Origin of the sequence: Methylocystis sp. SB2 (assembly GCF_049817085.1) — a bacterium.
Classification (GTDB): Bacteria; Pseudomonadota; Alphaproteobacteria; order Rhizobiales; family Beijerinckiaceae; genus Methylocystis; species Methylocystis rosea.
This window is the reverse complement of record NZ_CP187401.1, coordinates 110,150-124,002: the sequence shown is the minus strand read 5'-3', so window position 1 is coordinate 124,002 and position 13,853 is coordinate 110,150. Positions and strand designations below refer to the sequence as shown.

The 13,853-nt window shown below is 62.9% G+C and carries 10 protein-coding genes and 1 pseudogene; 3 read left to right on the top strand and 8 right to left on the bottom strand.

The features are described from left to right. Nucleotides 1-230 precede the first annotated feature (230 nt). A pseudogene (locus ACPS74_RS00610) lies at nucleotides 231-452 on the top strand (LysM peptidoglycan-binding domain-containing protein); the annotation flags it as partial. A 65-nt stretch (nucleotides 453-517) separates the two neighbouring features. Here ACPS74_RS00610 and ACPS74_RS00605 read toward each other — a convergent pair. From ACPS74_RS00605 to ACPS74_RS00590, 4 genes are all read right to left on the bottom strand, one after another. Further along, complete coding sequence (locus tag ACPS74_RS00605; RefSeq protein ID WP_029650536.1) at nucleotides 518-1,114, bottom strand: glutathione S-transferase family protein; 597 nt, start codon at nucleotides 1,112-1,114, stop codon at nucleotides 518-520. A 261-nt stretch (nucleotides 1,115-1,375) separates the two neighbouring features. Next, on the bottom strand, nucleotides 1,376-2,221 hold the full coding sequence (locus ACPS74_RS00600; RefSeq protein ID WP_029650533.1) for a 23S rRNA (adenine(2030)-N(6))-methyltransferase RlmJ: 846 nt from the start codon (nucleotides 2,219-2,221) through the stop codon (nucleotides 1,376-1,378). A gap of 4 nt (nucleotides 2,222-2,225) precedes the next feature. Continuing rightward, a complete protein-coding gene (locus ACPS74_RS00595) occupies nucleotides 2,226-2,933 on the bottom strand; it encodes a ribonuclease T2 family protein (RefSeq protein ID WP_029650531.1) in 708 nt (235 codons plus the stop codon). Between the two features lie 23 nt (nucleotides 2,934-2,956). Beyond that, nucleotides 2,957-3,433, bottom strand: a complete 477-nt coding sequence (locus tag ACPS74_RS00590; RefSeq protein ID WP_029650529.1) for a hypothetical protein — start codon at nucleotides 3,431-3,433, stop codon at nucleotides 2,957-2,959. 139 nt (nucleotides 3,434-3,572) lie between these two features. Here ACPS74_RS00590 and ACPS74_RS00585 point away from each other — a divergent pair, with 139 nt between their 5' ends. Both ACPS74_RS00585 and ACPS74_RS00580 read left to right on the top strand, forming a co-directional pair. Beyond that, complete coding sequence (locus ACPS74_RS00585) at nucleotides 3,573-4,886, top strand: SGNH/GDSL hydrolase family protein (protein WP_029650528.1); 1,314 nt, start codon at nucleotides 3,573-3,575, stop codon at nucleotides 4,884-4,886. 80 nt (nucleotides 4,887-4,966) lie between these two features. Further along, complete coding sequence (locus ACPS74_RS00580; RefSeq protein ID WP_029650526.1) at nucleotides 4,967-5,695, top strand: L,D-transpeptidase; 729 nt, start codon at nucleotides 4,967-4,969, stop codon at nucleotides 5,693-5,695. A 56-nt stretch (nucleotides 5,696-5,751) separates the two neighbouring features. Here the strand turns inward: ACPS74_RS00580 and ACPS74_RS00575 are convergent, their stop codons facing one another. The 4 genes from ACPS74_RS00575 to gltB form a co-directional block, all read right to left on the bottom strand. After that, nucleotides 5,752-5,961 (bottom strand): hypothetical protein, encoded by a 210-nt coding sequence (locus ACPS74_RS00575; RefSeq protein ID WP_029650523.1) that lies wholly within the window; start codon nucleotides 5,959-5,961, stop codon nucleotides 5,752-5,754. Between the two features lie 6 nt (nucleotides 5,962-5,967). Further along, nucleotides 5,968-7,386 carry a glutamate synthase subunit beta gene (locus ACPS74_RS00570; protein WP_029650521.1) on the bottom strand — a complete coding sequence of 473 codons (1,419 nt, stop codon included), beginning with the start codon at nucleotides 7,384-7,386 and terminating at the stop codon, nucleotides 5,968-5,970. Between the two features lie 199 nt (nucleotides 7,387-7,585). Then, a complete protein-coding gene (locus ACPS74_RS00565) occupies nucleotides 7,586-8,797 on the bottom strand; it encodes a GGDEF domain-containing protein (RefSeq protein WP_029650519.1) in 1,212 nt (403 codons plus the stop codon). Nucleotides 8,798-8,934: 137 nt separating this feature from the next. Next, nucleotides 8,935-13,629: a glutamate synthase large subunit gene (gene gltB, locus ACPS74_RS00560; protein ID WP_029650517.1), complete on the bottom strand. Its 4,695-nt coding sequence runs from the start codon at nucleotides 13,627-13,629 to the stop codon at nucleotides 8,935-8,937. Between the last annotated feature and the right edge of the window lie 224 nt (nucleotides 13,630-13,853).

Here is a 13,853-nt window from a genome sequence, read left to right as displayed (position 1 = left end):
GCGCCCTGGCGCTGCTTTTCGGACACGCCTACACTCGCGAGTTGCGAGCGGAGCGCTACATTAGGTCGGTCGCATCCGGCGTGAATGGCCGGACCTACGAAGGAGACTCCAGCATGGGACTTTTGGATTTTCTGACCGGAAAAGGCAAACCGGGGCCTGCCCCAGACGCGCTCAAGAAAACGGCCGCGGCTACCCCGCCCGCAGCCGCAGGGTCGTCCGCGACAGAGACCTTCTATGTCGTGAAGCCAGGCGACACGCTGTGGAAGATCGCGGAAGAGCATTACGGCGCCGGCAAGGGCGCCAAATATATGGAGATCTTCGAGGCCAATCGGCCGATGCTGACGGATCCCGACAAAATCCAACCGGGTCAACGCCTGCGCATCCCAGCCGCACAGACGGGTCCGTCTGCCGGGGGCGATTGGAAGCCGCCAAGTGAAATCGCCAGCAAATAGGCTGACAGTTTCGCTTCTTCGCAGAGCAGATCTCCCGGACCGGCGCCATATGCGCTAGGGCCGAATTAGACCTTCGTCGCGTCGAAGGCGGGGACAGCGCGCGCAAATTTCGTAAGCCACGAGACGAGACTCTGGTGGTTCTCTCGCCATGCGCCAGAGAAACGCAAATCAAGATAGCCAAGCGCACAGGCGACCGCGATATGGCCGATGTCGACCGAACCGTCCGGCGGGGCGGCGTCGAGCGCGCCGAGCGCCCGATCGATTTTGCCTTGCTGAAGCGCGATCGCTTCCTCGTAACGCATAGCTTCTGGGCGGTTAAAGGTCTCGTACCGGATCAAGAGAGCGGCGTCGTTAATCCCGTCTCCGAGCGCTTGCAGCCGCAGGGCCGCGAAGCGAGCTGTCGCCTCGGTCGGAATGATCCGCCCGCCGCCGGCGAGATGATCCAGATATTCAGCGATGACGCGACTGTCATAGAGCGCTGAGCCGTCCTCCAAAACCAACGTCGGGATTTTACCGAGCGGATTTTGACGCCGCAGACTGTCGGCGGGATCGGCCGCATCGGCGGCGGCGATTTCGATCCTTTCCGACACGCCGAGGAGGTCGACGGCGATTCGGATCTTTCGGGCGTAGGGCGAAGCGGGGGAATAGCGCAGGACGAGCATGGCTGCACCTATCATCCGTGCAGGAAACCCACAACGGCGCTGTAGCGCGCCCGCGAACCTTACGGCTCCGCCAAATGGATTTGATAAGCTCGGCCGCGCCACGACTGAAGACACGGATAATGCAAAGATCGAAAAAAGCTGGTGGCGCCATCGATATTGGCGGCGGCATGAGGCCGCCGCCGCCGCTGCTGAGCGACTTACTCTTCTCTGTCGAGCTCCTCTCCGCGGGAAATCAAAGTCGGACTCGGAAGCCTGCTCAGGTCATTCGCCAGCGAGCCACGCAATCTCGCAGCCCGCGCCTTCGCCCTGCGCCATCCGTGCAGCGAGGAAGGCAAGGAGAGTTCGCGCTTCTTCTTCGAACACGAATGGCGGATTGACGACCGCCATTCCGCAGCTGCGCAATCCCTCTCCGTCTCCGCCGATGCGCAACGAAAGCTGCAGGATGCGCCGTATGCCGCTTTCCCTCAATCTGTTTTGGAATTTTCGAACGTCCCCATCGCTCTTTGCGGGATGCCACAAGGCGTAAATTCCAGAATTCCACTTTGCATATGATTTATTGAAGGCGTCAAAAGCGGCCTCGAATTCGTCCTCGCGCTCGAAAGGCGGATCGATCAACGCGATCCCGCGCCGCTCCTTCGGCGGAACATAAGCGCCAAGCCCCACATAGCCGTCGATATGAATCGCCTTAACGCGCTCGTCGCGTGCGAACCGGCGACGCAGCGCCGCGAAGGCGTCAGGCCGCAGCTCGCAGAAAATCGCGCGGTCCTGCGGGCGCATCAATTTCTGCGCGATCGACGGCGAACCTGGATAGAGCGCGGGCTTTCCCTCGTGGTCGCGCGGCCCGAGACAATCGATGTAGGGCGCTAGCAGCGCGCGAACTTCCGCACTCGAGCCGGAGAGATCAGCGAGACGTCCAACGCCGCCGCGCCACTCGAGCGTGCGCTCCGCCTCCTCGGCTGAAAGATCATAGGCGCCCTCTCCTGCGTGCGTCTCGATCACGCGAAATGGCGTTTCCTTGCGTCTCAGATAGACCAAGAGGCGCACAAGCAGCGCATGTTTGAAGACGTCGGCGAAATTGCCGGCGTGAAACCCGTGGCGATAGTTCATTGTGCTACAGCGGCGCGGGCGCGCTGATTTCTCGAACGTGGCAACCGCGCTGCGCAACGGCAGGACAAGCGCGAAACTCGCGCAGGTCCTTGGACAGGCAGATGCGCACGCCGTCCATAACGCCCCGCCGGCACGACACCGCCATCATGCCGGGCCGCAGCTGTGGATTGGCTTCGTAGAAGGCGCGCTCGACGTCGATCGGCGTAAAGGTCTGGTCGCGGGCAGGCTTGACGAAAAGCGGCGGGATGGCCACGGCGGCGTGGGCGCGCGCCACGTCGGCGAAATAGTCGCTCGGGCTTTTGCCGCTGCAGACTCCATGCTTGCGCCACTCGTAACGCGCCAGCCGCTCGTCGGGAAACAAGCCTGCCGCTTTTTCGAGCGCGACGCGCGATGGGGAAGGCGCGCCCGGACATCCGCTCGGGACGCCGCTTTCATATTGCGGCCAGAGCCCGTGAACGACGAAGCCGAGTCCCTTTCCCGGCTCGCACTGGTCACGCGCGCCCTCGACGCTTTCGCAGAAGCCGGGCGACCAGCTGAGCGCCAGCACGTAGAAGTCGAAGTCACGCGCCGCACCCGACCGCGAGGCCGCGCGATTGGCGCAATCCGCCCCCGTGCAGTCGCCCTCCTTCGCGATAGCGCCGAAAAATCCGCCCCACGCCAGCGCGCCAACAGTGAGCGCCCATGCGGCGCAACGAACGAAAACTCTTCTCATATCAAAGACTCTGCAAAAGAACGCTAAGGCCCAGCGGCTCGACAATTGGGACTGAAGGCATGATTACGGTCGAGCCCGACGACGCACCATGTCACGCCAGGTCCCGCGCCGATAAAGCCCAAGGATTCTCCGATATTGTAGACGACCTCGCGTCTTACGCCGTCGTTAAAAAGCGCCAGTGCGCGACAATAGCGACGGGGAATATAGCTCAGGCCGTTGTTGCGGGCGCCGATGTCCTCGACGCCGTCAAAGGCCACAATGACCAGAGGCGAATTCCAGAACCAGGCTTCTCTTGCAGCAAAACCCTTGACGACTTCGTTGAGAATCGTCGGATCGATGCAGTAGGGCGTCAGTCCGGAGTAAGGCAGAATTCGAAATTCCGCCGGCGGGTTTTCCTCGCGTGCGGGCTGGGCGGCCGCCGTGGCGGCAGCAAGCGCCAAAAGCGCGGCCGCGGCGGCTCGCGTCCAAACTCCGCCAGACCCCCGGTTACGGCGCCGCATCTCGCTTCTCCTAAATCCCGCCCAGTTGCTGACGATTGACGCCAAAACCGCTCCAGGCGTCAAGGCTATGGGCCACACAATTAAGTGAAGAATCGCAACTAGGATGCCAAGGCGTTCGAGACGCGCTATAATCGCGTCCATGTCTAGGAGCGTACAGACCCTGCGCCTCGTTATGGCGCTCTTTCTTGGCGCATTTTTGACGAGCGCGACGCCCGGCGCGTCCTTCGCGCAGGACCCCTTTACGGAATTTTTTGGCGGCATCTTTGGCGGCCATCCGCAGCATGGCTGGGGACCTCGCGGCGAGCCAAGAGTGCGACGGATCATGCCGCACCGCGAGAATCGCGCCCCGACATACTGGCACGGCCAGACGGATAATCCGCGACGCGCGGCGAAGCGTACGGACGGCGCCGCCCCCGACCAGGCTCAGAACACGGCCGTCACCCAGCCAACGTTCGTCGTCGCGACGATCGGCGACACTCTGGGACTGCTTCTCGCAAACGGCTTGAAAGACGGGTTTTCGGATCGCCCAGACGTCGCCATCCTTCGAAAAGGCCGGGAAAGCAGCGGTCTCGTGCGTGAAGACTTCTACGACTGGCCCAAGGCGGCGAAAGAGATCGCGGCCGACCCGCAGAAGATCAATGTCGCCGTCGTCATGCTCGGCAGCAATGATCGTCAAGCGATCCAGCAGGGTCAAGAGTCAATCGAGCCGCTGTCGCCGCGATGGCGCGAAATCTACGCAGCGCGCGTGGACGCGGTGATTGCGGCTTTTAAGGAAAAGAATATTCCGGTCATTTGGGTCGGTCTGCCGGTCATGAAGAACGAGCGGCTGTCCGCCGACATGGCGCAGCTCAATGAAATCTTCAAGGCGCGCGCGGCGCACGCCAATATTCCCTATGTCGATCTCTGGGACGCGATGACCGACGAACATGGGCAGTACAGCGCTTTCGGGCCGGACATCAACGGCCAGATCGTTAAGCTGCGCTCTGCGGACGGCGTGCACTTCACCGACGCCGGCGCGCGCAGCGTTGCCCATTTCGTCGAAGGCGAGATCAAGAAATATTACGACGCCTCTCGCCAGCAGGCGCCAGTCGCCGGCGTGCCGGCGACGCCCCAGCCTGAGGCGGGCGCGACTCCGCCCCAGCAACCCGTGGCGGCGGCGCCAGCGGACGGTCAGCCGATCGTATTCCGCTCGCCGGTCGGCGGGCCATCGGCGGCGCCGAGCTTACCCGAACGACCTGCCGTCGGCCCGACGCAGCAGCTGACGGGCGCCGGAGCGGCGACAGAGCTCGCCAGGAGAACCCCGGCCAGTAAAGCGGCGGCCGATGCAGGCACGCCCGCGCAGGCGCTCGCGCGACATGTTTTCGTCGAGGGCGGGGACCAGAATCCGCGCAGCAATCGCGCCGACGACTACAGCTGGCGCCCGGCGGCGAACGCTCCTTCTCAGCCCCGCTAACGATTTGTGCGTTCGCGCACGGAACGCTTTTCGGTGGTTCTGCATTCTCTCTGCACGAGAGAGAAATTGGAGCCGCCGTCATGTCCCGCCGTGAATTCAACGCCAGCCGCTTTCTGAAGGTCGCCGCCGTCGCCGCTTTTGCGGGACTTTCGTCTTCTGCGGTCAGCGCTCAGGAAAACTCCTTCATGGCGCTGTTTGATCCGTCGGCGGGCGCGCAGGAGATGACCGCGTCCTACTATGACGCGCGTGAGCAGCAAGCTTATTATAGCGGCCAGGATCAGCAGGCCAATTACGCCGCGCAGGACCCGCAGGCCTATTACGGGGATCAAGAAGACGCGCGGCTCGCGCGCGAATATCCGACCACGACGCGCGAGATCGTGCAGGACCCGACCAATGAGCGTCCTGGCACCATCACCGTCGACACAAACAACCGCTATCTCTATCTGTCGCTGCCGAATGGACAGGCCGTGCGCTACGGCGTCGGCGTCGGCCGCCAGGGCTTCACTTGGAAAGGCCGGACGCACATCGGCCGCAAGGAAGCCTGGCCGGATTGGACGCCTCCGGCGGCGATGTTGAAGCGCCGTCCCGATCTGCCGCGCCACATGACTGGCGGCGAGGACAACCCGCTGGGCGCGCGCGCGATGTATCTTTTCTCGGGCAATCGCGACACGATGTTCCGCATCCACGGCTCGAACGAGCCCTGGACGATTGGACAGGCGGTTTCGTCGGGCTGCATTCGCATGCTGAACAACGACGTGACCGATCTGTTCAGCCGCGTGAAGGTGGGCGCCACGGTCGTCGTGCTGTAAGCCGGCTCTCGGTCAAACGAAAGGCCCCGGTTTGTCGGGGCCTTTTCTTTTGCGCCCTATTCGAGCGAGCAAGTGAACACGAGATTGGTGAGCGCCGAGAAGATCAATTGGATGACGAGCCAAACGCCGATCAGCGACCAGGCGAGCTTATATTTCCCGCGGCCGTAGAAGAAGGCCCCCAAGAGCGGCACGATAAGAAGGTAAAACTGCCAGGGCGTGCTGACGAAGGTATCACAATACCACAGATTAAGCTTTTCACTGTCCATTTACTCTCACCTTGGCAGATTGGTTTCGCCCATCAGGAATTCGTCCACTGAGTGGGCGCATTGGCGTCCCTCGCGAATTGCCCAGACGACGAGCGACTGTCCGCGCCGCATGTCTCCGCAGACGAAGATCTTCTCGCGAGACGCCCGATAGGCGCGCGTGTCCGCCGCGACATTGCCGCGTGAATCGAAATCAACCCCGAGCGTTTCGAGCAGACCTTCGCGCACCGGCGACACAAAGCCCATCGCAAGCAGCACGAGATCGGCCTTGAGCCTGAAGTCGCTCCCGGGCTCCTCCTGCATTTTGCCGTCGACGCGCACGCAGCGCAGCGCCTTCACCGCGCCTTCCGCGCCTTCGAATTCGCGCGTCAGCACCGAAAATTCGCGCGATGAACCTTCGTCGTGTGAGGAGGACGTGCGCAGCTTCAGCGGCCAGTCGGGCCACGTCAGCAGCTTGTTCTCCTTCTCGGGGGGAAGCGGCATGATTTCGAGCTGGGTGACCGAAAGCGCCCCTTGGCGCACAGAGGTTCCGATGCAGTCCGAGCCGGTGTCGCCGCCGCCGATGACCACGACATGTTTGCCGGTGGCGAGGATCGGCTCATTGGTCGAGAGCGGCTCGCCCGAGACCCGGCGATTTTGCTGCGGCAGAAAATCCATCGCGAAGTGAACCCCGCGCAATTCGCGGCCGAGGATCGACAGATCGCGCGGCTGTTCGGCGCCGCCGGCGAGGACAACGGCGTCATGGCCCATGACCAGATCGTCGGCGGACAGATCGACGCCGACATGAACGCCGCAGTGAAACACCGCCCCTTCCGCCTCCATCTGCTGAACGCGGCGGTCGATGAGGTGCTTCTCCATCTTGAAGTCGGGAATGCCGTAGCGCAGCAGGCCGCCGGCCTTTGCTTGCTTTTCGTAGACATGCACGTCATGGCCGGCGCGCGCCAGTTGTTGCGCCGCCGCAAGTCCCGCCGGCCCGGAGCCGACGACGGCGATCTTCTTGCCTGTTTTGCGCTTGGGCGGCTCGGGAACCACCCAGCCCTGCTCGAAGCCACGATCGATGATCGCGCATTCGATGGTCTTGATGGTGACCGGCTGGTCTTGGAGGTTCAGCGTGCACGACGCTTCGCAGGGCGCCGGGCAGATGCGTCCGGTGAACTCCGGGAAGTTGTTGGTGGAATGGAGATTGACGAGCGCGCGCCGCCACTCGCCATGGTACACGAGGTCATTCCAGTCGGGAATTTGATTATTGACCGGACAGCCGTTGTGGCAAAAAGGAATGCCGCAATCCATGCAGCGCGAGGCCTGGCTGCGCGTGGTCTCGTCCGACAAGGGAATGACGAATTCGCGATAATGGCGAATGCGGTCGGCCGCCGGCTTATATTTGCGGTCATGCCGGTCGATCTCGAGAAACCCGGTCACCTTACCCATCTTATCGCGCACCTCTCGCGCCGCGCGTCGCGGCCGCAACGACATTTCTCATTGGCGCGGCCGTCTGGCGCGAAAAAAGCGAATTCGCTTTCCGGAGCGCGCTGAGCCGCCGCAATCTTGGATGTTTTCTAAACGCTTTCGAGGGGTCGCCGTCAAGCCGCGAAGCTTCGGCGTTGTGAGCTGACGGTCGCCGCACGCACTATCGGGTGCTCGTGCTGGGGCTCATGCCGCGCGCCGCCGGCGCGATGCGGCGAGACTGATCCTCCTTGACGAGGGTGTGCAGCAATTTCACCTGCCGCTGAGCCTTCGCCTCGTAAAGCGCTTCGTCGGCAACCGCGAGAAGCGCCTCGGCGTCCGCCCCATGTTCCGGCACCAGAGCTATGCCGACACTGACTCCGATCGTCGCGTGAACGTCGTCGCCGAGGTCATACGGCGCCGATATGGAATTCGTCAGCCGGAGGCTCAGCTCCGCCGCCTGCTCGCTCGTCAAACTCCTGGCGAGCACCACGAATTCGTCGCCGCCAATCCGCGCCGCCACGTCGGTCGCGCGCAAGGACTGGCGGAGGCGCTCCGCCACCGATTTGAGCAGCCTGTCTCCGGCGGCGTGTCCATAGGTGTCATTGACCGCTTTGAAGTTGTCGAGATCAAGAAAAAGCACGGCCAAATCGCCGCCGTGCGTTTGCGCGCCATTCAGATTCGCGTCAACCGCGGCTGCGAGCCCGACGCGGTTCGACAGGCCGGTGAGCGCATCATGCTTGGCGCGATGGTCGTTCACGCGTTCGGCCTGCATCGTCGCAATGAGCATCTTATTCAGGCTGTAGGCGGCGGCGATCATGGCGGCGAGATAGAACGGAATTTGAAGAAACACGAGATAGAGCAACGGCTCGCCAGAGAGGGCAGCGCCCGGCAGGAAGGGGCCGAGGCTCGTCAGGATCATTGCGCCGGCGAGGCGCGGCGCGCCAAAATTGCGAAATCCGATGCCGCCGACCATGGCGGACCCGGAGAGGCACGCCAGCGTCGCGGAAACCCAGTCGCCGCTCGCGAGACTTATAAAAGCGCCGTAACCGACGCCGCTGCTCCATAAAAGCTGAAGCAGGAGATAGACATCGGTCGGCGTCTGGCGATGCGCGAGGGCTTCGCGACGCGAGACGCTCAGGACGACCAGACGCACGGCTCCGAGCACGATTTCAAAGACGAACCAAGCGACGAAAGGGAGCGTCTGTTCGCGCGCCGCAATCGCTCCCGACACGACAATCGTATTGATGACGCCGCCAAAGAAGACTGGCAGGGTTCCGAACAACCCGCCAATCAACGCCACTTGGATGTCGCAAGTTGCGCCATGCCCCGGGTTGACGAGCCAGCGCATCGCGGGCCAGCGCGGCAAGCTGTAAACTCTGGAGTCGTCTCGCATCAGGCTTCCTGGCCGCCGTCAAGGAAAAACCGCCGAGTTTAAAGCAGGTTAGCCCGACTCCCTCTCTTTAACAATCACTGCCGACAAAGGCAAAGGCAAAGCCTACGCTCAAGCACTCCGCTCATCAGTAGCCCGGATCACTCGCCCGCAGCTTTCAGCTGTTGCGGCTGGTTTTTGCGCGCGTTGAGTTCATTGAGCGCGCGCCGATACTCGACGGGCATCACCTTCCGGAACTTGCCCATGTAATTTGGCCAATCCGCCAGAATGTCGCGCGCCCGCGTCGAGCCAGTGTAGCGCAGGTGATTGGCGATCAGCTGCCGAAGCCGCTCGGCGTCAAAGCGCGTCATGTCGCTCATCACGTCGACGCGGCCATGGCCTTCCAGATCGCCGGACTGGTGATAGGTCTCGGTCATCACGGCCTCCTCGTCGCGCACCGGCTCCAGGTCGACCATCGCCAGATTGCAACGCGTCGAGAACGCGTCATCCTCGTCCAGAACATAGGCGATGCCGCCCGACATGCCGGCCGCGAAGTTGCGGCCAGTCTGGCCAAGAACCACCACGACGCCGCCCGTCATATATTCGCAGCCGTGATCGCCAACGCCCTCGACGACGGCGAGCGCGCCCGAATTTCTCACGGCGAAGCGTTCGCCGGCGACGCCGCGGAAATAGCATTCGCCGGCGATGGCGCCATAGAGAACGGTGTTGCCGACAATGATCGAATTAGAGGGATCGATCTGCCCGGCGTCGCGCGATGGATAGATGATCAGCTTGCCGCCCGAAAGGCCCTTGCCGACGTAGTCGTTGGCTTCGCCTTCCAAACGCAGCGTCACGCCGCGCGCGACAAACGCCCCAAAGCTCTGACCCGCCGTGCCCGTCGCGCGAATGTCGATTGTGTCCTCGGGCAGTCCCGCATGGCCGTAGATGCGCGCGACCTCGCCGGACAGCATCGCGCCCGTGGCGCGATCGACGTTGCGGATAGGCGTTTCAATGGAAACCTTCGCGCCGCGATCGAGCGCCGCGCGCGCCTCGGCGATGAGCTTGTTGTCGAGGACCTTATCCAGGCCGTGATCCTGCGTCTTGCTGTGACGGATCGCGCCGCCTTCTCCCTGCGGCTTGAAAAACAGCTTGGAGAAATCGAGACCGCGCGCCTTCCAGTGCGCAATCGCCTTCTCCTTGTCGAGCATTTGCATCTGCCCGATCATTTCGTCGAAGTTGCGATAACCCATGGAGGCCATGAGTTCGCGCGCCTCTTCGGCGACGAAGAAGAAGAAGTTGATGACATGTTCCGGCAAGCCGACGAAGCGCTTGCGCAGAACGGGGTCCTGAGTCGCCACGCCGACCGGACACGTGTTGAGATGGCACTTGCGCATCATGATGCAGCCCGCCGCGATGAGCGGCGCCGTCGCGAAGCCGAACTCATCCGCGCCAAGCAGCGCCCCGATCACAACGTCGCGGCCGGTGCGCAACCCGCCGTCGACCTGCACGGCGATGCGCGAACGCAGATTGTTCAGCACAAGCGTCTGATGCGTTTCGGCGAGCCCGATTTCCCAGGGCGAACCCGCGTGCTTGATCGATGTCAGCGGCGACGCGCCGGTGCCGCCCTCGAAACCGGAGATCGTCACATGATCGGCGCGGCCCTTGGAGACGCCGGCGGCGACCGTTCCGACGCCAACTTCCGAAACGAGCTTCACCGACACGGCGGCGCGCGGATTGGCGTTCTTCAAGTCGAAGATGAGCTGCGCCAAATCCTCGATTGAATAGATGTCATGATGCGGCGGCGGCGAGATCAGGCCGACGCCGGGCGTCGAATGGCGCACCTTGGCGATGACGGCGTCGACCTTGTCGCCGGGCAGCTGGCCGCCTTCGCCGGGCTTCGCGCCCTGCGCCATCTTGATCTGAATCATGTCGGCGTTGACGAGATATTCCGTCGTCACGCCGAAGCGGCCGGACGCCACCTGCTTGATGGCGCTGCGCATCGAGTCGCCGTTCGGCAGCGGCTTGAATCGATCCGCCTCTTCGCCGCCCTCGCCGGTGTTTGATCTGCCGCCGATGCGATTCATGGCGATGGCGAGCGTCGTATGCGCCTCGCGCGAGATGGAGCCAAATGACATGGCGCCCGTCGAGAAGCGCTTGACGATCTCGTTCGCCGGCTCGACCTCGTCGAGCGGAATCGGCTTGCGACCGTCCTCCTCGGCGCCTTTGACGCGGAACAGACCGCGCAGATTGAGTAGCTTCTCGTCCTGCTCATTCAGGAGCTTGGCGAAAGCGCGATATTTGTCTTGCGCATTGCCGCGCACCGCATGCTGCAGCAGCGACACGGTTTGCGGCGTCCAGCTGTGCGCTTCGCCTCTGATGCGGTAGGCGTAATCGCCGCCGACGTCGAGCGCCTCCTTGTAGACGGGCGCGTCGCTGAACGCGAGGCGGTGGCGACGCACGGTCTCGCGCGCGATCTCTTCGAGCCCGACGCCTTCGATGCGCGTCGTCGTGCCGGTGAAGAATTCGTCGATAAAGCTTTGCGCAAGACCGACGGCGTCGAAGATCTGCGCGCCGCAATACGACTGATACGTAGAGATGCCCATCTTGGACATCACCTTGAGAATACCCTTGTCGACCGCCTTGATGAAGCGCTTGACGGCGGTCGGACCGTCGACGTCGGAGGGAAATTCCTCAGCGGAGGCGATGAGCGTCTCAAAGGCGAGATAAGGGTTGATCGCCTCGGCGCCGTAGCCCGCGAGGCAGCAGAAATGATGCACCTCGCGCGCCTCGCCGGTCTCGAGGACGAGGCCGACGGAGGTACGCAATCCCCTGCGGATCAGGTGATGATGCACCGCCGCGGTCGCGAGCAGCGCCGGGATGGGAATGCGGTCCGGACCGACCATGCGGTCCGAGAGGATAATGATGTTGTAGCGGCCGCTGACCGCCTCCTCGGCGCGTTGACATAGCCGCTTGATCGCCGCGTGCATGCCTTCGGCGCCCTTTGCGGCGTCGTAAGTGACGTCGATCGTCTTGGTGTCGAAACTATCCTCGACCGTGCCGATCCAGCGGATCTTTTCGAGATCCTCGCTCGTCAGAATCGGCTGGCGCACTTCGAGGCGCTTTGTGTTCGCCGAGCCTTCATGGTCGAGAATGTTGGGGCGCGGCCCGATGAAGGACACGAGGCTCATGACCAGCTCTTCGCGGATCGGATCAATCGGCGGATTGGTCACCTGCGCGAAGTTCTGCTTGAAATAGGTGTAGAGCAGCTTCTCCTTGTCGGAGAGCGCCGACACGGGCGTGTCCGTGCCCATCGAGCCAATCGCCTCCTGGCCGGTGACGGCCATCGGGAAAAGCAACAGATCGAGATCTTCCTGCGTGTAGCCGAAGGCCTGCTGACGGTCGAGCATCGACACGTCCCATCGCGCGGGACGCGTATCGACGGGCTTCAGATCCTCGAGCTGAATTTGCGTGCGCGCCAGCCATTCTCTGTAAGGATGAGAATTCGACAGCTCCTTCTTGATCTCGTCGTCGGAAATGATGCGTCCCTGCTCCAGATCGACAAGCAGCATCTTGCCAGGCTGGAGACGCCACTTGGTCACGATCTTCTCTTCGGGAATCGGCAACACGCCCATTTCCGAAGCCATGACGACGAGGCCGTCGTCGGTGACGAGATAGCGCGCAGGCCGCAATCCGTTGCGGTCGAGCGTCGCGCCGATCTGGAGCCCGTCGGTGAAAGCCATGGCGGCGGGACCGTCCCACGGCTCCATGAGCGCCGCGTGATGCTCGTAGAAAGCCTTGCGGTCGGCGTCCATCAGCGGATTGCCGGCCCAAGCCTCCGGGATCAGCATCATCACCGCATGCGCGAGCGAATAGCCGCCGCGCACAAGGAATTCGAGCGCATTGTCGAAACAGGCGGTGTCGGATTGCCCCTCATAGGAGATCGGCCACAGCTTGCTGATCCCGTCGCCAAACAGCGGCGAGGAGACTGACGCCTGGCGCGCCGCCATCCAGTTCAGATTGCCGCGCAGCGTGTTGATTTCGCCGTTATGCGCGACAAAGCGATAGGGATGCGCAAGCCGCCACGAGGGGAAGGTGTTCGTCGCGAAGCGCTGATGCACGAGCGCCAGCGCCGAAATAAAACGCTCGTCCTTGAGATCGAGGAAATATTCGCCAAGCTGCGAGACGAGCACCATGCCCTTGTAGACGATGGTGCGCGACGAAACCGAGACGGCGTAAAACTCACGTCCGCCGTTGCCGAGCCGGTAAATTTCGTTCGAGGCCGCTTTGCGCGCAAGATAGATGCGCCGCTCAAAGATGTCGGCGTCCGCGACGTTCGGCCCCCGCCCGATGAAGATTTGCGCGTGATGCGGCTCGACGGCCTTCACCGCCTCGCCGAGATCGCTCGAATCGACCGGAAGATCGCGCCAGCCAAGAACGACGAGCCCCTCTTCTTCGATCGACTTATCGATGATGCCGCGCGCGCGCGCGCGCGTCTCGGGATCGCGCGGCAAGAAAAACTGCCCGATGGCGTAATCGCCGGCGGCGGGAAGCTCTATGCCGAGCTTCGCGCACTCCGCTTTGAAGAACTCATGGGGGATCTGAAGCAGGATGCCGCAGCCGTCGCCGAGCTTGGGATCAGCGCCGACGGCGCCCCGGTGATCGAGATTGAGCAATATCTGCAGGCCCATCTCGACGATGGCATGCGACTTCTCGTTGCGCATGTTGGCGACGAAGCCCACCCCGCAGGAATCGTGCTCCTTGGCGGGGTCATAAAGCCCTTGCGCCTGCGGAAGAGCGGGGTCGCGGCCGAGCGGCTGCGGTCCGGCTTCAGCGAAGTGCTCGGCGGCTTTCGTCATTTGGCGTCTCCTCGACAGAATGGCGCGCCTTTTCCTGCGCCCCTCCCGCCCGCTCATCGAACCACAAAACTGTCATAGGCGTGACCGAAATCGTCACAGCCGACTCTCGCATTCCCCGCACGCAGATTCGCAACGTCGGTTGCGAATCCCTCGCGCCTCGTCTCGCGTCCGGGCGCAAGGCAAGCGACGCGCCGCTTTGCGAGCCCCCTCATTTACGTCGGCCA